Source organism: Streptomyces sp. NPDC058291 (assembly GCF_042880855.1).
Lineage (GTDB): Bacteria > Actinomycetota > Actinomycetes > Streptomycetales > Streptomycetaceae > Streptomyces.
In genome coordinates this window covers 18,092-39,264 of record NZ_JBHVYK010000064.1, presented here as the reverse complement: position 1 = coordinate 39,264, position 21,173 = coordinate 18,092, and the positions used below count along the sequence as shown (strand labels likewise).

Sequence of the window (21,173 nt, the reverse complement as noted above, 5' to 3'; positions counted from 1 at the left end):
GCGCACGCCCGCCGGAAAAGTTCTCCGAACCCGCGTAATGGTTCCGGGTCGACGCCCTCTCCACTCGTACGGGCCTGCCCGAAGGGCCGTGCGAAGGCCCGCCCCGGGGCCCGTCGGACAGTCCGTGCGGGCCGGGGGCCCGCAGGGGTTCCGTATCGAGAGGAGAACGTCATGCATCACACCGTGGTGGAGCGCGAGCTGGAGCTGAAACTCGTCCTGTCGCCCGAGCGCGGCATCCTGGTCCCGGCCCGGCTCGGCTACCGCAGCGACGACCCGTTCGCCGTGCACGTCACCTTCCACACCGACTCCGAGCGCCCGGTCGCCTGGACGTTCGCCCGCGAGCTGCTCGTGGAAGGGGTGTTCCGGCCGTGCGGGCACGGGGACGTGCGGGTGTGGCCGACGAAGGTCGAGGGGCGCGGCGTCGTGCTGATGGCGTTGAGCTCCCCCGACGGCGACGCCCTGCTGGAGGCGCCCGCGGCCCAGGTCTCGGCCTGGCTGGAGCGGACGCTGCGGGTGGTGCCGCCGGGGACCGAGGGCGAGCAGCTCGGCCTCGACGACGCTCTGGCCGAGCTGCTCGCCCCCTCGCCCCGGCTCTCGGCCACGCTGGAACAGGGCGGGCTTTCCTCGGCGGACGACGCCTGGCTGCGCGATCCGTGGCCGGGCGACGAGCCGGGGGACGCGGGCGAGTGAGCGAGGCCGTCACCTGTCAGTCGTCGGCCCTCCCCCGTCCCCCGCCAGCCGTCAGCCGTCCCCCGTCCCCCGTCAGCCGTCCCCCGTCGGCCCTCCCCCGTCCTCCGCCAGCCGTCAGCCGTCAGCCGTCAGAACAGCTTGCCCGGGTTGAGGATGCCCAGGGGGTCGAAGGCGGCCTTGACCGCGCGCTGCATCTCCACGCCCACCGGGCCGATCTCGCGCGCCAGCCATTCCTTCTTCAGCACGCCGACGCCGTGTTCGCCGGTGATGGTGCCGCCGAGTTCCAGGCCGAGGCCCATGATCTCGTCGAAGGACTCGCGGGCCCGCCGGCACTCGTCGGGGTCCGCCGCGTCGAAGCAGACCGTGGGGTGGGTGTTGCCGTCTCCCGCGTGGGCGACGACGCCGATGGTCAACCCGTGCTTGTCCGCGATGCGTTCGACGCCTTCGAGCATCTCGCCGAGCCTGGACCGGGGCACGCACACGTCGTCGATCATCGTCGTGCCCTTGACGGCGTCCAGCGCGACGAGCGACGAACGCCTCGCCTGGAGCAGGAGTTCGGACTCGGCGTCGTCCTCGGCGGGGACGACCTGTGTGGCGCCGGCCGCCTCGCACAGCGCGCCGAGCGCGGCTAGGTCGGCGGCCGGGTCGGGGGTGTCGAAGGCGGCCAGGAGCAGGGCCTCGGTGGTCTCCGGCAGGCCCATGCGGGTGAGTTCGTTGACGGCCCGGACGGTGGTGCGGTCCATCAGTTCGAGGAGGGACGGCACATGCCCGCCGGCCATGATCCGGCACACCGCGTCGCAGGCGGCGGCCGCGGACGCGAACTCGGCCGCCAGCGCCAACTGCCGCGGCGGCTGCGGCTTCAGCGCCAGGACCGCACGCACGACGACGCCCAGCGAACCCTCGGAGCCGACGAACAGCCGGGTGAGGTCGTAGCCGGCGACGCCCTTGGCCGTGCGGCGGCCGGTGGACATCAGCCGCCCGTCGGCGAGAACCACGTCGAGACCGAGCACGTATTCGGCCGTCACCCCGTACTTGACGCAGCACAGGCCGCCGGACGCGGTGCCGATGTTGCCGCCGATCGTGCACGTCTCCCAACTGGAGGGGTCGGGTGGGTAGTACAGACCGTGTTCGCCCACGGCCCGGGACAGGACCGCGTTGACGACGCCCGGTTCGACGACGGCGATGCGGTCCACCGGGCTGATCTCGATGACGCGGTCCATCTTCGTCAGGGACAGCACGATGCAGCCGTCGGTGGCGTTGGCGCCGCCGGACAGGCCGGTGCGGGCGCCCTGCGGCACGACCGGGACGCGCAGCTCGGTCGCCGTGCGCATGACGTGCTGGACCTCCTCGGCCGTGCGCGGCAGCACGACCACGGCCGGGGCGCCGGCCGGGCAGAAGCCGGCCATGTCGTGGGCGTAGGAGACCGTGACGTCCGGGTCGGTGAGGACGGCCTCGGCGGGCAGGCCGGCCAGCAGGCGGTCGAGGAGGTTGCCCGTCGCCTCGTCGCGCGGCGCTTCCAAACGGCTCATGATCACAGGTTCGCACCCGGGGCCATCGGTGTGAACCCCACCCGCCGGACCCCGCCGCCGACGTCACGGGGTCGTCGTACTGACGCACAGTGAGCGCCATGGAGAAGGTCCCTTGGTTTCGTCGGCGGCTGATCGTGGGGTCGCTCGTGGGGTGTCTCGCGCTGGGCGGCGGGGTGCTGTGGTGTCTGCCCGGCGAGGGACCGGCCGGGCGGGCGCCCGTGGCCGCTCCCGGGGCGCAGGCCGGGTCGGCGGTCCGGGCGGGGACGCCGGCGGCGCTCGCGGATCTGGCGGAGCTGGTCGCCGAGCGCGAGAGCCGGGTGCGGGCGCATCCGAAGGACGCGCGGTCCTGGGCGGTGCTGGGCGCCGCCTACCTGGAGCAGGGCCGGCGCACCGCCGCGGTGGCCGCGCTGTACCCCAAGGCCGAACGGGCGCTGCGGACCTCGCTGAAGGCGCGTCCGAAGAACAACGCGGACGCCCTGGGAGGTCTGGCCGCGCTGGCCAACGCGCGCCGTGACTTCCCGGCGGCCCTGGCCTGGGGCGAGGCCGCGCGCAAGGCGGCGCCCCGGCGCTGGACGACGTACGCGCAGCTCATCGACGCGTACACCGGGCTGGGCGACTACAAGAAGGCCGGCAAGGCGCTCGACCGGCTGACGGCGCTGCACTCGGGGCCGGTCGTGCGGGCCCGGGCCGCGGGCGTGTACTGGGACCGGGGCCGGCGCGAGGACGCGCAGGCGGCGCTGGCGGACGCGGCGGCGGGGGCCGGCTCCCCCGCCGAGCAGGCGGCCTGGCTGGAGCGGGGCGGACAGCTCGCCTGGGAGCGCGGCGAGCGGGAGAGCGCCCTGCGGCACTTCCAGGAGGCGGTACGGCTGGACCCCGACATGCGGGCCGCGCAGGCGGGGCAGGGCCGGGCGCTGGCGGCGCTGGGGCGCACGTCGGAGGCGCTGAGCGCGTACCGGACGGCGCTCGGCAAGCAGCCGTCGCCGCAGTACGCGCTGGAATTGGGCGAGCTGTACGAGTCGCTGGGGCTCGCCCAGGCGGCGCGGGTGAGTTACGACCAGGTGCGGGCGCTGGTGCGCCAGGAGGCGGCGGGCGGGGTGGACGGGGAGCTGGTGCTCGGCCGGTTGGAGGCGGACCACGGGGACGCGGCCCTGGCGGTGCGGCGACTGCGGGCCGAGTGGCACCGGCAGCCGGCGATCGCGGTCACGGACGCGCTGGGCTGGGCGTTGCATCGGGCCGGTCAGGACGAGGAGGCCCTGCCCTTCGCCGCGATCGCCACCGACCGGGTGCACGGGGGCGCGATGCGCAGCGCGCCGTACGTCTACCACCTGGCGATGATCGAGCGGAAGCTGGGCCGGGAGGAGCCGGCCCGGCGGCATCTGCGGGAGGCGCTGCAGATCAACCCGTACTTCTCGCCGCTGCTCGGGCCGGTGGCCCGGGCAGCGGCCGCACAACTGGGCGACGAGCCGGCCCCCGCGGACCTGCCCGACTGAATGCCGGGCGGGCTGCCCCGCTGCCTCAGGGGGGTCAACTGCCCGGCCGGCTGCCTGCCGGGCTGACTGGCCGACTGCCCGGCGGTCCGGCGGTCCGGCTGCCTGCCTGCCCGCCCGGGCTGCCTGTCCGGGCAGTCTGCCGGGCCGGCCGACCGACTGCCCTGCCGGGCGGGCTGCCCCGCTGCCCCAGCGGGTCGGCTGCCCGGCCGCTGCCTGCCGGACTGACCACCTGCCCGGCGGTCCGGCTGCGCCGCTGGCCCAGCAGGTCGGCTGCCCAGCAGGTCGGCTGCCCGGCGGTCCTGCTGCGCCGCTGCCTCAGCGGGTCGGCTGCCCGGCGGTCCTGCTGCCTGCCTGCCCGTGCTGCCTGCCCGGGCAGGCAGCACGCCGGCCCGCTGGCCGGCTACAGGTTGCCGCGCTTGGCCTGCTCGCGCTCGATCGCCTCGAACAGGGCCTTGAAGTTGCCCTTGCCGAAGCCCATCGAGCCGTGGCGCTCGATGATCTCGAAGAAGACGGTCGGCTTGTCCTGGACCGGCTTGGTGAAGATCTGCAGCAGGTAGCCGTCCTCGTCGCGGTCGACGAGGATCTTCAGCTCGCGCAGGGTCTCCACGGGGACGCGGGTCTCGCCGGCCCACTCGCCGAGGGTGTCGTAGTAGGAGTCGGGGGTGTCGAGGAACTGCACGCCGGCCGCGCGCATCGTGCGGACGGTCTGCACGATGTCGTTGCTGTTGAGCGCGATGTGCTGGACGCCGGCGCCGCCGTAGAACTCCAGGTACTCGTCGATCTGGGACTTCTTCTTGGCGATGGCCGGCTCGTTGATCGGGAACTTGACCTTGAGCGTCCCGTCGGCGACGACCTTCGACATCAGGGCGGAGTACTCGGTGGCGATGTCGTCGCCCACGAACTCCTTCATGTTGGTGAAGCCCATGACCTTGTTGTAGAACCCGACCCACTCGTTCATCCGGCCGAGCTCGACGTTGCCGACGCAGTGGTCGACGGCCTGGAAGGTGCGGTGCGCGGGGGGTTCGACGATCGGGTCGGCGCTCACGAAGCCCGGGAGGTAGGGGCCGTCGTAGCCGGACCGGTCGACGAGGGTGTGGCGGGTCTCGCCGTAGGTGGCGATCGCGGCGACGACGACCGTGCCGTGCTCGTCCTTCAGCTCGTACGGCTCGGCGATCGAGCGCGCGCCGTGCTCGACGGCGTAGGCGTGGGCGGCGCGGGCGTCCGGCACCTCGATGGCGAGGTCGACGACGCCGTCGCCGTGCTCGGCCACGTGCCGCTCGAGGAAGTGGCCCCAGGGGGTGGCGGCCTTGATGACGGAGGTGAGGACGAAGCGGGCCGAGCCGTTGGTGAGCACGTAGGAGGCGGTCTCGCGGCTGCCCGTCTCCGGTCCGGAGTAGGCGACCAGTGTCATGCCGAAGGCGGTGGAGTAGTAGTGCGCCGCCTGCTTGGCGTTGCCCACGGCGAAGACGACCGCGTCCATGCCCTTCACCGGGAAGGGGTCGGCCTGCCGGGCGGTGTCGGGAGCGTGGTGTGTGGTCTGCGTCATAGCCGAAGGGTCGCCCCGCTCGGCAAGGTGCGCAATAGTTCGCTCCATCGCTGGGCAACCTGTTCAGCGGCGGGGCGGTTTCGACGGGCTTTCTGTACAGGATGACCATCGCGGAGGCGGGCGGCATGGCGATCGACCATCTGGACGGACGGATCATCGTGCTGCTGGCCAGGGAGCCGCGGCTGGGGGTGCTGGAGATGTCCCGGCGGCTGGGCGTGGCCCGCGGAACGGCGCAGGCGCGGCTGGACCGGCTTCAGTCGAACGGAGTCATCCGGGGCTTCGGGCCGCAGGTCGATCCGGCGGCGCTCGGCTACCCGGTCACCGCGTTCGCCACGCTGGAGATCCGACAGGGCCAAGGGGCGGACGTCCGGGCGCACTTGGCCTCCGTGCCGGAGGTGCTGGAGCTGCACACCACCACCGGCAGCGGGGACATGCTCTGCCGGCTCGTGGCGCGCTCGAACGCCGATCTCCAGCGGGTCATCGACCGGGTCGTCGGTTTTGATGGCATCGTCCGGGCCTCCACCGCGATCGTGATGGAGAACCCCGTTCCGCTGCGGATCATCCCGCTGGTGGAGCAGGCCGCGGACGACCGGGAAGGGCCTGGCAGACCTGTGGGGTGAGCAGTGTTGAGTTTCTGGGAGTACCTGGACAGCCGGCACCGGCAACTGCTCACCGACGCCTGGCAGCACGCCGGTGTCGTCTTCCTCTGCACGGCCGCCGCGACGGTGATCGGAGTGCTGATCGGGATCGTCGCCCACCGCAGCGCCTGGGCGGGCGGCCTGGCCACCACCGCCGCCTCGACCGTCCTGACGGTCCCCTCGCTCGCGATGATCGGCCGTGCCGGCCCTGCTGTTCGACGCCGCGTACGTCGTCGTCGGACGCCTGACGATTCCCAGGGGGATCCGTGGCTGACTCGCACGGCGCGTCCATCGAGCCGGAGAACCTCACCAAGCGGTATCGGGGGCAGCCCCGAGCCGTCCGTCGACGACGTCACCCTGGAGATCCGGGCGGGGAGAGAGGTGTGACGCCTCGCCGGGGCGCTGCGCACCAGGTGGCGCTGGAGTGGCGAGGGACGAGGGGTTCGGGCGGTGGCGGCCGGTCAGCAGGCGGGGACCGAGCCCTTGCCGTGCTCCAGCGCGACCAACGCCGTGACTGCGCCCTGCAACGTGGTGACGGGGACCAGCCGCAGCCCGGCGGGCAGCTCGGACTTCGCGTCACGGCACTCGTCCTCGGGCACGAGGAACACCGTCGCGCCGTCCCGCCGGGCGGCCTGCGTCTTCAGGGCGACGCCGCCGACCGCGCCGACCTTGCCGCGGGCGTCGATCGTCCCGGTGCCGGCGATCGTGCGGCCGCCCGTCAGGTCGCCGCCGCTGCCGTCGCCGTCGAGCTTGTCGACGATGCCGAGCGAGAACAGCAGGCCGGCGCTGGGCCCGCCCACGTCGGCCAGCTTCAGGGTGACCTTGACGTCGTCGTCGCCGAGGTCCAGGTACTTCAGCGCGGCCTCGGTCGCGGCGTCCTGGGACTGCCGCATCTGCTCGGTGTTGTGCTGCTCGATCTCCTTCGTGCTCTTTCCGCTGGGGTAGACGGAGTCGCGCGGCATGATCGCCTGGTCGGAGCGGAACCAGCCGTCGACGACGTCGGCGAGCCTCACCGTGGTGTCGGGGTTGGTCGCCTCGATCGTCGTCATCCGCAGCTGCCCGGTGGTGTGCCTGGTGGGCGCGCCGGAGATGGTGATCACCTGAGCGCCCTTGTTCTCGCCGAGGACGTTCGCCGTGATGCCCGGCTGCGCCACCGAGAACGGCAGCGGCGCGAAGGCGGCCGTGGCGAGCAGCGCCACGAGGGGCAGCGCGCAGACGGCGAGGGCCTGGGGGCGTGAGAGGCGTGAGAGCACGGGGTCAATCTAACGCGGCGGCGTCCCGCGGCCGGCCGCCGGTCAGCGCAGGGCCTCTGCCACTTCCCGGGCCGCGTCCACGACCCGCTGGCCCACCCGCTCGGGCACCGCGTCGGCCAGCATCACCACGCCCACGCTGCCCTCCACGCCGGTCACCCCCAGCAGCGGTGCGGCCGCGCCGCTCGCGCCGGCCTCCAGCTCGCCGTGCGTCAGGGTGTAGCCGGGCTCGTCCGCGGAACGCGCCGCCTTCTGCCGTGCGGAGAGGATCGCCCGGCCGGCCGCCCCCCGGTCCAGCGGATGCCGGAACCCGGCCCGGTAGGCCACGTGGTAGTCCGTCCAGGACGGCTCGACGACGGCGACGGCGAGCGCCTCGGTCCCGTCCACCAGCGTCAGATGCGCGGTCGCCCCTATGTCCTCGGCCAGCGAGCGCAGCGCCGGCAGCGCGGCCTCCCGCACCAGCGGGTGCACCTGGCGGCCGAGCCTCAGCACGCCGAGGCCCACCCGGGCCCGGCCGCCCAGGTCGCGGCGGACCAGGGCGTGCTGCTCCAGAGTGGCGAGCAACCGGTACACGACGGTCCGGTTGACGCCCAGTTTGTTGGAAAGCTCGGTGACGGTCAGCCCGTGGTCCGTATCGGCCAGCAGCTTGAGTACCTTCAGGCCTCGATCGAGCGTCTGGGAGGTCTCCGCGGTCACGACGCCCACTCCTTAAGTGGTGAGGTCGGCGGGCCTCCATCGCGGCGGATGCGTCACCGAGTCCCGTCAGTGACGCGCTACAGAGGCCGCCGATCGACAGACGGGCCCGGCGTGTCCGGGCCCGGTCGCTTCACGGCTGCGCTCCGCGGCGGCGCTGCCACGGGGCGTGTGCGTAGCGGGACAGTAGCGAAGCAGGTTCGCTGAGCGGAAGGCTCCGTCCAGAATCCGGTCAACGCCCGGTGGCAACTACCTGCATTTATCCCGATACGCACAGAGCACAGCAACTGACGCGCGCCCCCCACGGGGAGGGAGGAAGAGGAGGAGGGACGCGGGAGGGGGAGGGAGCAGGGTGGGAGGGGAGGGGAGGGAGCAGGAGGGGAGGCGGGGCGGCGGCCGGGCGGCCTCACCTCATGCGGGTCGCCCACTCCTGCACCTTGGCGATCCGCTGCCGCAGCTGTCCCGCCGTCGCCTCCGCGCTCGGCGGTCCGCCGCACACCCGACGCAGTTCGGTGTGGATCACGCCGTGCGGCTTCCCGCTCTGGTGGACGTACGCGCCGACCATCGTGTTGAGCTGCTTGCGCAGCTCCATCATCTCCTTGTGGGAGACGACCGGCCGCCGCTCGGCGGGCAGTTCGAGCAGGTCGGCCTCGGTGTCGGGCTTCTTCCTGCTGTGCGCGATCTGCTTGGCCTGCCGCTTCTGCAGCAGCAACTGCACCTGGTCGGGTTCGAGCAGGCCCGGGATGCCGAGGTAGTCCTGCTCCTCCTCGCTCCCCGGGTGGGCCTGCATGCCGAACTCGGCGCCGTTGTACATCACCCGGTCGAAGACGGCCTCGGACTCCAGCGCCTCGAAGGCGAACTGCTCCTGCTCGCCGGTGTCCTCGTCCTGCTCCTTGTTCGCCTCGTCCATCTCCTTCTCGGACTCGGCGTACGGATCCTCCTCGCCCTCCTTCTTCGGCTTGTCGAGGGCGTGGTCGCGCTCGACCTCCATCTCGTTGGCGAAGGTGAGCAGGTCGGGCACGGTCGGGAGGAAGACGGAGGCGGTCTCGCCGCGCCGCCGGGACCGCACGAAGCGGCCGACGGCCTGGGCGAAGAAGAGGGGGGTGGAGATGGTCGTGGCGTACACCCCGACCGCGAGACGCGGCACGTCGACGCCCTCGGACACCATCCGCACCGCGACCATCCAGCGGTCGGTGCCGCCGCTGAACTCGTCGATGCGGTTGGACGCGCCGGCGTCGTCGGAGAGGACGAGGGTCGCCTTGGACCCGGTGATCTCACGGATCAGCTTGGCGTAGGCGCGGGCGGAGTCCTGGTCGGAGGCGATGACGAGCGCGCCGGCGTCCGGTATGGCCTTCCTGACCTCGGTCAGCCGCTGGTCGGCGGCGCGCAGCACGCTGGGCATCCACTCGCCGCGCGGGTCGAGGGCGGTGCGCCAGGCCTGGCTGACCGCGTCCTTGGTCATCGGCTCGCCGAGCCGGGCGGCGATCTCGTCGCCGGCCTTCGTCCGCCAGCGCATGTTGCCGCTGTAGGAGAGGAAGATGACGGGCCGGACGACGTTGTCGGCGAGCGCGGACCCGTACCCGTAGGTGTAGTCGGCGGCGGACCGCCGGATCCCGTCGTTGCCCTCCTCGTACGTCACGAAGGGGATGGGGTTGGTGTCGGAGCGGAACGGCGTGCCGGTGAGCGCGAGCCGCCGCGTGGCCGGCTCGAACGCCTCCAGACAGGCCTCGCCCCACGACTTGCTGTCTCCGGCGTGGTGGATCTCGTCGAGGATGACGAGGGTCTTGCGCTGCTCGCTCCGGTTGCGGTGCAGCATCGGCCGCACGCCGACGCCCGCGTACGTCACGGCGACGCCGTGGTAGTCCTTGCTGAGCGGCCCGGCGCTGTACTCGGGGTCCAGCCGGATCCCTATCCTCGCGGCCGCCTCCGCCCACTGCTTCTTCAGGTGCTCGGTCGGCGCGACCACGGTCACCTGCTGCACGACGTGGTGGTGCAGCAGCCAGGAGGCCAGGGTCAGCGCGAAGGTCGTCTTGCCGGCGCCGGGTGTGGCGACGGCGAGGAAGTCGCGCGGCTGCTCCTGGAGGTACTTCTCCATCGCCCCCTGCTGCCAGGCGCGCAGCTTGCCGGCGGTGCCCCAGGGGGCGCGGCCGGGGAAAGCGGGCGACAGGTGGTGGGAGGAGGAGCTGGTGGCGGCGGTGATGGTCACGGTCTCCGGGTTCGGGGTCGAATCAAGAGGGTCCGCGCGAAGCGCGTCGGATAGGGCGGCAGCGGGTGGCGGCGGACGGGTGGGCGGCGTCTTCGTCGACGAGGGGCTCGGCTGTGTATGACAACCGGGCCACCCTACCGGCGGCCCGGCGGTGTCGACGCGCGAACGACGCGCGCTCGCCCGCGGGTGGGATCCAGGTCACAGCCCCCGCAGCCGCTCCGCGATCACCGGGACCACGCGCTCCGCACCCCCGGCGCCACGTCCATGACCAGGTCGTAGCCGGTTCGCGGGACCATCGGGCACGCGTGCGGGACGGCCGCCGGCGGCCGCCGTCATCCGACCGCAGTCATCCGGACCGCCGTCATTCCGACCGCCGTCATCCGGACCGCCGTCATCCGGCGGACGGGTGCGGGCGCCGGGCGTGCAGGCGGGTCGTCACCCAGGCTCCGACGAGCGCCACCGCGGCCATCGGGAGGAAGACGGCGGCGAAGGCGGCCGGATGCGAGGCGCCGTCGGCGGCCGCGGCCGTCGGCGTGTGCGCGACGCCGCCGCCGCCCAGCGCGGCGAAGGCCGCGCCGCCCACGGCCAGCAGCAGCACGTTCGACAGGCCGTCCGAGATCTGCAGGGCGGCGGAGTTGGCCCCCGCCTCCTGCGGGGCGGACAGCTTGAGCAGCAGCACGCTGGTGGAGGAGATGACCAGCCCCATCCCGAAGCAGCCGAAGCCCCAGGCGACGGCCACGGTCCAGGCGGGCACGGCAGGCAGCAGCACACTGGGCGCGGCGGCGATGGCGGCGGCCGCCAGCACCATCCCGAGGGCCATCAGCCGCTCCCGGTACGGCTCCGCCCAGGGCCGCGACTGCAGCCACGACCCCAGCGCCCAGGTGCCGCCGCCGGCGGCGAGCGAGAACCCGGCCAGGGTCGGGCTCAGCCCCCGCTGCGTCACCAGCATCAGGGGCACGAAGGACTCGGCGGCGATGAAGGACCCGGCGGCCACGCCGCGCAGCAGCACCACGGAGGGCAGGCCGCGGGCCGCCCGCCAGGTGCCGCGCGGCAGCAGCCCGCGCACCGCGGGCACGAGCAGCGCCAGCCCCGCGGCGGCGGACGCCGCCGAGACCGGCCGCAGGTCCTGGGCGGCGTACTGCAGGAGCCCCGCGCCGAGCGAGATGGCGAGGGCGAGCCGGATGCGCCGCCGGTCGAAGGGCGGGACGTCCGCCCCCTCCACGGGTCCGCCCGCCCGCCGGCGTATCTGGGGCAGCGCCAGGGCGAGCGGCCCGACGACGAGGACGGGTATTCCCAGGAAGACCCACCGCCACCCCAGGTGCTCGGTCACCGCGCCGGCCGCCAGCGGCCCGACCACGGACGGCACGACCCAGCAGGCGGCGAACGCGGCCATGATCGCGGGCCGCAGCCGCTCCGGGTAGGCCCGTCCGACGACGACGTACAGCGCGACGATCACCAGCCCGCCGCCCAGTCCCTGCACGGCCCGCCCGAGGATGAACACCCACATGACCTGGGCGCTCCCCGAGAGCAGCAGCCCCGCCGCGAAGGCCGCGATCCCGCCCGCGAGCGGCCCGAGCGGCCCCCGCCGGTCCGACAGCTGCCCGGCCGACACCATCCCGAACAGACTCGTCGTGAAGTAGCCGGAGAACGCGAACGCGTACACCGACACCCCGTCGAGGTCCCGCGCCGCGACCGGCATGGCGGTCCCCACCGCGGTCGCCTCGAAGGCGATGAGCAGCACCACGGAGACGATCCCGACGGTGAGGGCCCGATGGGCCCGCCCGAGGACGGTCCCCTCGTCGTCATGGCTCACGGCGCGGGACAGGGCTTCGTCTGCGACACCGGTGTCGCGGGGTTCGAGGGCGGCCATGGTGGTCAGCGTAAGGGGCACGACCGACATCGGCCCCTGTCGGAGGACGGGTTCGCGCCCGGGACCTTGGTCCTACGACCGCCGCCCCGCCGTCCGGTTTCATGAACGGCGTGTGGCAGTCCCGTTGCGTACCCCGCGTCCCCCTTGAGCCCGTTCCCGCCCCGCCCGTACGGTCGACGTACCGAGTTCGGACGGGGCCACCACCCCGGACGACCTGGCCGTGTGCCCGAGTGGCTTAGGGACTCGCCTGCAAAGCGAGGTACGTGGGTTCAATTCCCGCCACGGCCTCTGACTGGCCTGACCAGGCCGAACGAGAGGGCGGCACTCCTTCGGGGGTGTCGCCCTTCCCGGTTGTCACGCGACCGGGTCGGCGGCGGCCAGGGTGCGGCACATCGTCTCGGCGAGACGGTCGTAGGCCTCGGTCAGCGCGCGGACCGCGGCCGGCCCCCGCTCGCGCCGGAGCAGCCAGAGGGTGAAGGCCAGGGTGGAGATGTCCGCGTTGAGCGGGCGCAGGCCGAGGCCGGGCCCGCTCCAGGTCAGCACCGCGCCCGTGCAGCCGTCGACGACCAGGCTGATGTCCTCCCGGAGGCGGCCCAGCCGGATCAGGCGGTCGGCGCCGGCCGGGAGCCGCTCGGCGCCGCGGTCGGCGCCGTGCTCGGCGAGGGTCTGCAACGGCGCGTCCGTCGCCAGCGAGAACCCGGCGCCTTCCTCCGGCAGGCCTCTCCCGCGCAGGAAGCGACGGGTCGGGGCGTGGGTGAGCGCCTCGGGGACGTCGACGTCCTCGAAGCGGACGACCGCGCCGGAGCCGAACTCGTCGTCCAGGAGGCGGATCGGCAGGTCGAGCGCCAGGCCGGACGTGGTGCCCGGGCCGGCCACCGGAGCCAGCGGGCGGACCACCGAGGCAAGTTGCCAGAAGAGGCCGGGGGCGCCGGGCCCGCCCGGTCGGCGGGACCCGCCGTTCACGCGCCGGACGCCCGCCGTGCCGGCGGCGTCGACGACGTCGTCCGCCTCGGCCGCGGCCGCCTCGAACACCGCCAGCAGTCGCCGCGAGGCCTGCACTGCCGCCTCCGGTCCGAGCCGGGCCGCGTAGGAGGTGAACTGGCCGCGCAGGGCAGCCAGTTCGTCCACCGCCGTGGCGCAGCGCTCCAGCTTCTCCAGCGGAGGCGCGGGCGGACGCGGGTCCATCGGGTCGGGGCCGTCATGCAGGAAGTACGGGGTCGAGATCGCGCCCGGAATCCCGGCGAGCAGGACGGTCACCCGGCCCTCGGGAGCGCCCGTCGGGTCCGCGACCGCGCGCGGGCGGTCGGTGCGCGGGCGGCCCGGCTGCGGCGCCCCGGACGCCAGCGGGACGCCGTCACCCGGCACTCCGGGCAGGCCCGGGCCGGTCGGCCAGTGGTGCTTCGGGAGGTGCGTGTCGTACGGGTTCAGCTCGTCCTCGGCGGGAGTGATCTTCTTGGTGATCTTCGCCGTGATCTCGGCGGTGATCGTCTTCGTCGCTGTGATGGTGGTCCTGGTGGTGGTCCTGGTGGTGCCCATCGGTCCCCCGTGCGGAAAGTTGCGTGCGCCGTCCCACTGCTCCGCAGCCTATGCGGACCCACTGACAACGGCCGTGACCTGCGACGGCACACCCGGCAGGCCCCAGCACACCCGGCCCCGACCCCGGCCCCGCACTGACAGACGCCGGGGCGGCCCCGCGGGTTCCCCGGTTCCGCCGCGGCCCGTTCGCCGCCCGGCGCCCGGGCGGACGCTCAGGTGAAGTAGACGCCGCCCCACACCACGACCACCGCCGCCGCCACGAACAGCAGGATCCAGGCCAGCAGCCTGCCCGGGCCCGGCGGGGGCTCGTACCGCTGTCCGGGGTCCGGATCCGGCTCGCTCACCGGTCCGTCACCACGGCTGCCTGCGGCCTTATCGGCAGCCGGTTCACCGGGCGGCCGGTCGCCGCGCGCACGGCGGAGGCGATCGCCGCGGGCGAGGTCACCACCGGGACCGCGCTGGCGGCCTTCGCCCCGAACGGCGCGACCACGTCCCGCTCCTCGACCAGTTTGACGATCCGGATGTCCGGGGCGTCCAGGGCCGTGGGCAGGGCGTAACCGGTGAGGTCGGGGTGGCGGATCAGACCGCGCGGGGTGCGCAGGTTCTCGGTGAGCGCGATGCCGACGCCCTGGGTCACGCCCGCCTCGATGCGGGCGGTCAGCTGGGCCGGGTTCAGGATCCGGCCGACGTCCTGGGCGATCGCGAGCTCCACGACCCGCACCGAGCCCAGCTCGATGTCGACGTCCACGACCGCGCGGATCGCGCAGAAGGCGAGACCGACGAAGGCGTCGCCCTGACCGGCGGCGTCCAGCGGCTCGGTGGGGTGCGGGCGGCACTGCGCGGTGGCCCACAGCTCCTTGCCGTGCAGTTCCTCGGTGACGGTCGTCGACAGGACGCCGTCGTACGAGGTGATCTTGCCGTCGGTGATCTGCAGCAGCTCCGTGGACATGCCGAACTTGTGCGCCAGGGGCTGCAGCAGCTGGGTGCGGACCATCTTGGCCGCGCGTTCCACCGCTCCGCCGGAGACCCAGGTGTGCCGGCCGCGGCAACCGGGGCCCGCGGGGGGCTGGTCGGTGTCCACGGGGGCCACGTGCACCTCGTCGACGCCGAGCGTCTCCTGGACGATCTGACGGGCGAGGGTCGTGAAGCCCTGGCCGGTCTCGACCGCCGCGCACAGGACCGTCGCGACGCCGTCCTGGACCTTCACGGTCGCCGTCGAGACCTCGTCGGCGCCCTCCGCGCCCAGCATGTGCACCATGCCGAGCCCGTAGCCGACGCCCCGGCGGACCGCGCCCGGTTCGCCCGCGCCCTCGGGGCCGCCGGGCAGCAGCCAGTCGTCCTCGGGGGTGTCCTTGGGCAGCGCCGGGAGGGGGAACTCCTGGACGGCCTGCAGCAGTTCGGCGACGGGGGCGGGGCAGGTCACCGTCTGGCCGGTCGGCAGGACGTCGCCGGTCGCCATGACGTTGCGCAGTCGCAGCTCCGCCGGGTCGACGCCGAGTCTCTTCGCCAGCTTGTCCATCTGCGCCTCGTAGGCGGCGCACACCTGCATCGCGCCCTCGCCGCGCACATGGCCCGACGGCGGGTTGTTGGTGCGCACCGCCCAGCCCTCGATGAAGGCGTTCGGGACGACGTAGGGGCCGCAGGCGAACGAGACGGCGGCGGCCAGGGCCTCCGCGGAGGTGTCGGCGTACGCGCCGGCGTCGAGCAGGATCTGCGCCTCGACCTTCACCAGCCGGCCCCCGGCGTCGGCGTGGTGGCGGTAGCGCAGGAGGGTCGGGTGCCGGTGGGCGTGGCCGAGGAAGGACTCCTCGCGGGTGGCCGTGAGCTTCACCGGGCAGCCGGTCTTCAGGGCGAGCAGCCCGAGCGGGAGCTGGAAGCCCTGGTCCTCGCGGTCGGCGGTGGCGCCGGGCACGCCGGTGACGACGACCTTCACCCGTTCGGGTTCGAGGCCGTAGCAGGCGGCGGCCGTGTCCCGGTCGGAGTGCGGGTCGGTGGAGGCCAGGTAGAGCTCCACCCCGCCGTCGGGGCGGGGCACGGCGAGGCCGGCCTCGGCGCCGATCGGGGCGGGGTCGGCGCGGCCGATGCGGTACTGGCCCTCGACGACGATCTCGCCGACCGCGGCCGGGTCGCCGTGGTGCAGCGGGATGTGCCGGATCAGGTTGCCGTCCGGGTGCAGGGCCTCGGCCTCGAAGGCCAGCTCGGGGTCGATCACCGGGTCGAGCACCTCGTACTCGACGATGACGGCCGCGGCGGCCATCCGCGCGGTGTCCGGGTGGTCGGCGGCGACGGCCGCGATGGGCTCGCCGTGATGGCGCACGACGTCGGAGGCGAACACCGGCCGGTCGGCCTTGCCGCGGCCGTGCAGGGCGCGACCGGGAACGTCCTCGTGGGTGACGACGGCCCGTACGCCGGGCATCTCCCGCGCGTGGGACGTGTCGATGGACACGATGCGCGCGTGCGGGTGCGGCGAGCGCAACACGGCCGCCCACAGCAGGCCCTCGGCCCACAGGTCGGCCGCGTACGGGAAGGTGCCCTCGGTCTTCGCGCGGGCGTCCGCGGGCTGCAGGGAGACGCCGATGCCGTGCGGGAGCGGCTCGGGGGGCGCGGCGGCCTCCACGGGGCTCGTGGCCACGACTGCTTCGTTGCTCACGCCTGGCCTCCGTCCTGGCTCTGTCCGTATGCGGGGTCGTGCGGGTGGGGCTGGGCCGGGTTCTCGAACGCCGACACGTGGACGCCGCCGCCGCCCGGACCCGCCTGGTGGGGGATACGGGCCGCGTCGCCGTCCGTCTCGGCCTCCGCGGCGGTGTGCGCCTCGCGTTCGGCCACGACGTCCTGGACGGCCTGCAGGACGCCCCGGTAGCCCGAGCAGCGGCAGAGGTTGCCGCACAGGGCCTGCCGGGCCTCCAGTTCGGTGGGGGCGGGATTGCCCTCCAGCAGGTCGTGGACGGTCATCGCCATGCCGGGCACGCAGAAGCCGCACTGCACGGCCCCGCACCGGGCGAGCGCCTGCTGCACGTCGGAGGGCTGTCCGTCGACGGCGAGGCCCTCGACGGTGCGGATCTCGCTGCCGGCGGTGGTGACGGCCGGGACCAGGCAGGAGGCGACGAGCCGGCCGTCCACCTGGACGTTGCAGGCGCCGCACTCGCCCTGCGAGCAGCCGTCCTTGGCGCCGGCGAGGCCGAGGCGCTCGCGCAGCACGTAGAGCAGCGACTCGCCGATCCAGGCGTCGGCGACGGGCCGGTCCGAGCCGTTGACGCGCAGCACGTAGGCGGCGAGGGGGTGCTCCTCGTGGAGCGGCGGCGGGGCGTCGTCGGGGGCCGCGGCGGTCTCGGGGCCCGCCGGGGCTTCCTCCGGGTCCGTCCCGGCGGCGTCGGTCTCCGGGTCCGTCCCGTGGTCGTGCGGCGTGCCGTCGGGGGCGTCGTCGTGGGCGTCGGACGGGGCGGGCGCGTCCGCGGGCGCGTGGACGGCTTCGTGGACGCGGTCCGGGCCGCCCGCGGGGTCGGAGCCGTCCTCGGCCCCGGCGGCCCGCCGGGCGGTCTCCAGGGGGCCGTCGTGGGCCACCGTGTACGCCTCGGCGGAGATCTCCGGGGCGTACGTGCCGGAGGCGTGCGGGTCGGTGGGCTCGGGAGCGGGGCGGCGCCCGTCGGGTTCCGCGCCCGCCGGGTCGTGTCCCGGCGCGTGGCCGGCGCCGCCGTGCGGGGGCGCGTGCTCGGGCGCGTGGCCGAACGGGGGCTGGTCCGGCGCGGACCCGGCGGGAAGGCCCGCCTCGTCGGCGTGCGGAGCCCAGGGGGTCTCCGCCGGGTCGGGCCCGCCCGTCGCCCAGGGCGCGGACGCGCCGCCGGGCAGGGTGGCGGGGGGCGTGCCGCCCCACTGCTCGACGAGCGAGGACGTGGTGAACTCGCCGGACTCGTCGGGCAGGTCGCCGCCCGCGACGGGGATCGACCACTGACCGGTCACGTCGTGGCCGGGGGGATGCGCGGAGTGCGGCGCGCCGGGGGGCGCCGCGGTGTCGTCGAAGGCCCACTGGCCGGTCGCGCCGGGGTGGTACGTGAAGCGGTCGTCGCCGACCGTCTGCGGGGTGCCCTGCGGGGCCGGCCAGTCGCCGGCGCCGGCCGGGGCGGCCCAGGTCGCGGAGGGGTCCTCGGGCGGGGTGGCCGCTATCTGCGGCGGCACGTACCCGTGGCCGGGCGCCGCGAGCGGGCTGTTCCCGCGGGCGGCCAGCAGGGCGTCGATGCCGCCCTCGGGGAGCTTGACGAAGGCGGTCGCGCCGTCGTCGTAGTCCCCCTGGGGCAGCGGGTCCCAGCGGCTGCCGCCCTGCGGCGCGCCCTGGTCCTGCCCGTTGTCCTGTCCGTGTCCGGGTCCGTGCTGGTCGTCGGTCACGACAGCGCCCTCCCCAGTGCTCGTCGGGCCAGCGCGGCGACGGTGCGCCGCAAGTGCAGTACGGCGGGCGGAAGTTCGGGGACGGAGCCGTCCATGCCCGGCGTCGGGTCGGGGATGCAGGCGGCCGCCACGTACTCCCCGAAGGCGGTCAGGGCCTCGGGGACGACGGCGCGGCTGTTGTCCCAGTCGATCAGGCGGGCGATCCACTGCTCGGCCTCCAGCGGCCGCAGCGGCATCGGCGCTATGGCGCCGACGGCGCACCTGACGCCGCGCCGGGCGGGGTCGAGGACCAGCGCCACGGAGGCCATCGCACGGCCCGGGCCGGTGCGGCCGGTGGCCTTGAGGAAGACCTGCGGGGCGTGCAGCAGCGGCACGCGCACGTATCCGATGAGTTCGCCGCCGCGCAGCATGTCCACGCCGGCCAGCAGGTGCGACACCGGGATCTCCCGGCGGGCCCCGCCCGGGCCCGCGATGATCAGGGTCGCTTCCAGGGCGGCCAGCACCGGCAGCGCGTCGCCCGTGGGCGAGGCCGAGGCGATGTTGCCGCCCAGGGTGCCCGCGTTGCGGATCTGCGGCGGCCCCGCGGCGCGCGCGGCGGCGGCGAGGGCCGGGATGAGGGCGGCGAAGTCGGGGCGGCCCATGCGCGCGTGGGTGAGTCCGGCGCCGAGCAGTGCGTGGCCGTCCTGGTACTGCCAGCCGCGGATCTCGCTGATCCGGCCGAGGCCGACCAGTCCGGCGGGCCTGAGCTGCCCGGAGTTGACCGCGGCCATGAGGTCGGTGCCACCGGCCACGGGCACGGCGGCGGGCATGGCGGCCAGCGCCGCCACGGCCTCGTCCAGTGTCGTGGGCAGCGTGACGGCCTGCGCCGCCTGCGGTGCGTGCGTGCTCAAAACCGGCTGCCCCTTCCCGCTGCCCCACCTGGTCCCACCTGTGTTGCCGTACGGTACGTGCTGACAGGGCGGACGTGGCAACTCTGGCACATCTTCGCCACACCAGAACGCGGGGGTCCGCCAGGAGGCGTTCGCCCACCTCACCCGGGCGATGGTCCGTTTTCGGACGGCATCGCCGGTGCGCCCGCATTGGCACTTTTCGGTGACCCTGCCGGGGTTTCTCCCGGTGCGCTCTCGCGGTGGCCGGGGATCACCGGTCCGGGGGCGGGCCGTCGATCGGACGCCCGAGGACGCCGGGCCGGCGCTGCCACGGCCGGGGCCCGGAGGGCGGACGGTAGCCGACGCCCAGGGCGTCGAGCCGCCGGTAGTGGGCCTCCATCCGCCGCTCGAAGCCGGCGAAGTCCCGTTCCGCCGGGGCGGGCAGCGCGCTCCAGGCGACCTCGGCGAAGGCGGCGAGCCGGGGGAACGCCTGGTAGTCCACGCGCGCCTGGTCCTCCATCGCCTCGGTCCACAGATTGGCCTGCGTGCCCAGCACGTGCCGCGCCTCCTCGGGCGTCAGTTCCGCGGGAACGGGCTCGAAGCGGTAGACGTCCTCCAGGGTGCGCACATAGCCGATCGGCACGGGCTCGTCCGGGCCGTCGTGCTGCCGGTGGTCGAGGTAGACCTGCTGCTCGGGGCACATGACGACGTCGTGCCCGGCCCGGGCGGCCGCGATCCCCCCGGCGTAGCCCCGCCAGGACGACACGGTCGCCCCCGGCGCGAGGCCTCCCTCCAGGATCTCGTCCCAGCCGATGAGCCGACGCCCGCGCGCGGAGAGCCACCGGTCGAAGTGGCCGACGAACCAGGACTGCAGTTCGTCCTCGTCGGCGAGCCCGAGCTCCCGCAGGCGCGCCTGCGCGGCCGGAGAGGCCCGCCACTCGTCCTTGAGGCACTCGTCGCCCCCCACGTGCACGAACTCCGACGGGAACAGCTCCAGCACCTCCTCGAACACCCCCTCGTAGAAGCGCAGGGTGCTCTCGGCGGGGGCGAGCACATGGGGACTGATCCCCCAGGTGTCCCACACGGCGGGGGGCCCGCCGCCCGCACCGGACGCGGGACGGACGTCGGTGTTGCCGAGTTCCGGGTACGCGGCGATCGCGGCCTGCGAGTGGCCGGGCACGTCGATCTCCGGGACGACGGTGATGTGCCGCTCGGCGGCGTAGGCGACGATCTCCCGGATGTCGTCCTGGGTGTAGAAGCCACCGTGCGGCTTCTCGTCCCACAGGGGTGAGGCGCGATGGCCGGACTTCGAGCGCGGCCGCCAGGACCCGGTTCCGGTCAGCCGGGGATGCCTCCTGATCTCCACGCGCCAGCCCTGGTCGTCCGTCAGGTGGAAGTGGAAGACGTTGAGTTTGTGCGCGGCCATCAGGTCCAGATAGCGCAGGACCCCTTCCTTGGGCATGAAGTGCCGGGCCACGTCGAGCATGAGCCCGCGCCAGCGGAAGCGGGGGGCGTCCTCGACGGTGACCGCCGGCAGGTCCCAGTGCCGGCCGGGGCGCAGCGGGGCCCGGCGGAAGGCGTCGGCGCCGAGCAGTTGCCGCAAGGTCTGCGCCCCCCAGAAGACGCCGGCCGCGCTGCCGCCCTCGACCAGCTGCTCAGGCCCGCCGAGGTTGAGCCGGTACCCCTCCGGGGGCAGCCCGGGGTCGACGGACAGCCGGATGCGCCCTTCGCCGTCGCCGTGCCCGGCGAGCGGGAAGCCGGTCGCGGCGCCGATCGTCGCCCGCAGCCAGCGGGCGACGCCCTCCGTGCCGGGCCCCGCCTCCAGCCGGGTCTGCGCGTCCAGACGGCCCGGGCCGCGGTCGTCGGGGGTGCTGCGCCGGGGCGCCGGAATGAGATCCATCATCAGTCCTTGACCGCTGCGCCGGGTCCGCGGACCGGGCGTCGCTGTGCGAGTACGAGGAAACCGGAACCGGAACGCGTCAGGCGGGTCGCGGAGGCGGGCACGGTCGCGACAGAGGTCGCGGTCACCGGCGCCGGTCCAGGCGCAGGACGGTCGTCTTCGTCGGCCGCTGGGACGCGCCCGGCGCGACGGCGGACACGCCGAAGGCCCTCGAACGCGCCGGAGCGCGTCCCGAGGGCCTCAGGGAAGCGGTCGGCCTACTTCTTGTCGCCGCCCTTGCCCTTGTCGTCTCCGCCGCCCGCCATGGACTCGAAGATCTCCTTGCACATGGGGCACACCGGGTACTTCTTCGGGTCGCGGCCGGGCACCCAGACCTTGCCGCACAGCGCCACGACGGGCGTCCCGTCGAGGGCGCTCGCCATGATCTTGTCCTTCTGGACGTAGTGGGCGAAGCGCTCGTGGTCCCCGTCGCCGTGCGACACCTGCGGCGTCGGCTCCACGAGGGTCCCCGTCCCCGTGCCTCGCTGGGGCTGGGTCTCAGGCTCAAGAGTGCTCATGGCGCCAAGCGTACTGAAG

The 21,173-nt window shown here is 74.3% G+C and carries 16 protein-coding genes, 1 tRNA gene and 1 pseudogene; 5 read left to right on the top strand and 13 right to left on the bottom strand.

What is annotated here, in order from left to right; translation table 11 throughout:
- Positions 1-171: 171 nt before the first annotated feature.
- On the top strand, positions 172-690 hold the full coding sequence (locus ACFVYK_RS27365) for an SsgA family sporulation/cell division regulator (protein WP_389778568.1): 519 nt from the start codon (positions 172-174) through the stop codon (positions 688-690).
- Positions 691-818: 128 nt separating this feature from the next.
- Here ACFVYK_RS27365 and ACFVYK_RS27360 read toward each other — a convergent pair whose 3' ends face one another.
- Positions 819-2,225, bottom strand: coding sequence for an FAD-binding oxidoreductase (locus ACFVYK_RS27360; RefSeq protein ID WP_389778566.1), 1,407 nt, complete (start codon positions 2,223-2,225; stop codon positions 819-821).
- A 92-nt stretch (positions 2,226-2,317) separates the two neighbouring features.
- Here ACFVYK_RS27360 and ACFVYK_RS27355 point away from each other — a divergent pair, with 92 nt between their 5' ends.
- Complete coding sequence (locus ACFVYK_RS27355; protein ID WP_389778565.1) at positions 2,318-3,709, top strand: tetratricopeptide repeat protein; 1,392 nt, start codon at positions 2,318-2,320, stop codon at positions 3,707-3,709.
- 400 nt (positions 3,710-4,109) lie between these two features.
- Here ACFVYK_RS27355 and hppD read toward each other — a convergent pair whose 3' ends face one another.
- Entirely contained in the window at positions 4,110-5,255 is a 1,146-nt protein-coding gene (hppD, locus tag ACFVYK_RS27350) for a 4-hydroxyphenylpyruvate dioxygenase (RefSeq protein ID WP_389778563.1), read from the bottom strand.
- Between the two features lie 125 nt (positions 5,256-5,380).
- Between hppD and ACFVYK_RS27345 the strand changes: the two genes are divergently transcribed.
- Complete coding sequence (locus tag ACFVYK_RS27345) at positions 5,381-5,875, top strand: Lrp/AsnC family transcriptional regulator (RefSeq protein WP_190147443.1); 495 nt, start codon at positions 5,381-5,383, stop codon at positions 5,873-5,875.
- A 6-nt stretch (positions 5,876-5,881) separates the two neighbouring features.
- Positions 5,882-6,109, top strand: a pseudogene (locus tag ACFVYK_RS27340) (ABC transporter permease); the annotation flags it as partial.
- Positions 6,110-6,354: 245 nt separating this feature from the next.
- Here the strand turns inward: ACFVYK_RS27340 and ACFVYK_RS27335 are convergent.
- From ACFVYK_RS27335 to ACFVYK_RS27320, 4 genes are all read right to left on the bottom strand, one after another.
- A complete protein-coding gene (locus ACFVYK_RS27335) occupies positions 6,355-7,146 on the bottom strand; it encodes a S16 family serine protease (RefSeq protein WP_389778561.1) in 792 nt (263 codons plus the stop codon).
- Between the two features lie 42 nt (positions 7,147-7,188).
- On the bottom strand, positions 7,189-7,839 hold the full coding sequence (locus ACFVYK_RS27330; RefSeq protein ID WP_389778559.1) for an IclR family transcriptional regulator: 651 nt from the start codon (positions 7,837-7,839) through the stop codon (positions 7,189-7,191).
- A gap of 403 nt (positions 7,840-8,242) precedes the next feature.
- Positions 8,243-10,042 carry a DEAD/DEAH box helicase gene (locus ACFVYK_RS27325; protein WP_389778557.1) on the bottom strand — a complete coding sequence of 600 codons (1,800 nt, stop codon included), beginning with the start codon at positions 10,040-10,042 and terminating at the stop codon, positions 8,243-8,245.
- A 391-nt stretch (positions 10,043-10,433) separates the two neighbouring features.
- Positions 10,434-11,912, bottom strand: a complete 1,479-nt coding sequence (locus ACFVYK_RS27320) for an MFS transporter (RefSeq protein WP_389778556.1) — start codon at positions 11,910-11,912, stop codon at positions 10,434-10,436.
- A 216-nt stretch (positions 11,913-12,128) separates the two neighbouring features.
- On the opposite strand from ACFVYK_RS27320, the gene ACFVYK_RS27315 reads away from it, so the two are divergent.
- A tRNA-Cys gene (locus tag ACFVYK_RS27315) sits at positions 12,129-12,200 on the top strand.
- A gap of 66 nt (positions 12,201-12,266) precedes the next feature.
- Here ACFVYK_RS27315 and ACFVYK_RS27310 read toward each other — a convergent pair.
- The 7 genes from ACFVYK_RS27310 to ACFVYK_RS27280 all read right to left on the bottom strand — a co-directional run bounded on the left by ACFVYK_RS27310 (position 12,267) and on the right by ACFVYK_RS27280 (position 21,154).
- Positions 12,267-13,448 (bottom strand): SUKH-4 family immunity protein, encoded by a 1,182-nt coding sequence (locus tag ACFVYK_RS27310; RefSeq protein WP_389778554.1) that lies wholly within the window; start codon positions 13,446-13,448, stop codon positions 12,267-12,269.
- Between the two features lie 212 nt (positions 13,449-13,660).
- Positions 13,661-13,792, bottom strand: a complete 132-nt coding sequence (locus tag ACFVYK_RS27305; protein ID WP_389778552.1) for a hypothetical protein — start codon at positions 13,790-13,792, stop codon at positions 13,661-13,663.
- The gene (locus tag ACFVYK_RS27300) at positions 13,789-16,098 is read right to left on the bottom strand and encodes a xanthine dehydrogenase family protein molybdopterin-binding subunit (RefSeq protein ID WP_389778550.1); all 2,310 of its coding nucleotides are present in this window, start codon (positions 16,096-16,098) and stop codon (positions 13,789-13,791) included. The genes ACFVYK_RS27305 and ACFVYK_RS27300 overlap by 4 nt, the downstream gene beginning before the upstream one ends.
- Complete coding sequence (locus tag ACFVYK_RS27295; protein ID WP_389778549.1) at positions 16,095-17,828, bottom strand: 2Fe-2S iron-sulfur cluster-binding protein; 1,734 nt, start codon at positions 17,826-17,828, stop codon at positions 16,095-16,097. The genes ACFVYK_RS27300 and ACFVYK_RS27295 overlap by 4 nt, the downstream gene beginning before the upstream one ends.
- On the bottom strand, positions 17,825-18,718 hold the full coding sequence (locus ACFVYK_RS27290; RefSeq protein ID WP_389778547.1) for an FAD binding domain-containing protein: 894 nt from the start codon (positions 18,716-18,718) through the stop codon (positions 17,825-17,827). Before ACFVYK_RS27290 ends, ACFVYK_RS27295 begins: the two co-directional genes overlap by 4 nt.
- A gap of 250 nt (positions 18,719-18,968) precedes the next feature.
- On the bottom strand, positions 18,969-20,600 hold the full coding sequence (locus ACFVYK_RS27285) for a beta-N-acetylhexosaminidase (protein ID WP_389778545.1): 1,632 nt from the start codon (positions 20,598-20,600) through the stop codon (positions 18,969-18,971).
- 254 nt (positions 20,601-20,854) lie between these two features.
- Positions 20,855-21,154 (bottom strand): DUF3039 domain-containing protein, encoded by a 300-nt coding sequence (locus tag ACFVYK_RS27280; protein WP_069773379.1) that lies wholly within the window; start codon positions 21,152-21,154, stop codon positions 20,855-20,857.
- Positions 21,155-21,173 lie beyond the last annotated feature (19 nt).

Coding starts and splice junctions, on each gene's coding strand:
- ACFVYK_RS27355 (WP_389778565.1), top strand. CDS start 2,318: ATGGAGAAGGTCCCTTGGTTTCGTCGGCGGCTGATCGTGGGGTCGCTC.
- ACFVYK_RS27310 (WP_389778554.1), bottom strand. CDS start 13,448: ATGGGCACCACCAGGACCACCACCAGGACCACCATCACAGCGACGAAG.
- ACFVYK_RS27365 (WP_389778568.1), top strand. CDS start 172: ATGCATCACACCGTGGTGGAGCGCGAGCTGGAGCTGAAACTCGTCCTG.
- ACFVYK_RS27320 (WP_389778556.1), bottom strand. CDS start 11,912: ATGGCCGCCCTCGAACCCCGCGACACCGGTGTCGCAGACGAAGCCCTG.
- ACFVYK_RS27285 (WP_389778545.1), bottom strand. CDS start 20,600: ATGATGGATCTCATTCCGGCGCCCCGGCGCAGCACCCCCGACGACCGC.
- ACFVYK_RS27345 (WP_190147443.1), top strand. CDS start 5,381: ATGGCGATCGACCATCTGGACGGACGGATCATCGTGCTGCTGGCCAGG.
- hppD (WP_389778563.1), bottom strand. CDS start 5,255: ATGACGCAGACCACACACCACGCTCCCGACACCGCCCGGCAGGCCGAC.
- ACFVYK_RS27280 (WP_069773379.1), bottom strand. CDS start 21,154: ATGAGCACTCTTGAGCCTGAGACCCAGCCCCAGCGAGGCACGGGGACG.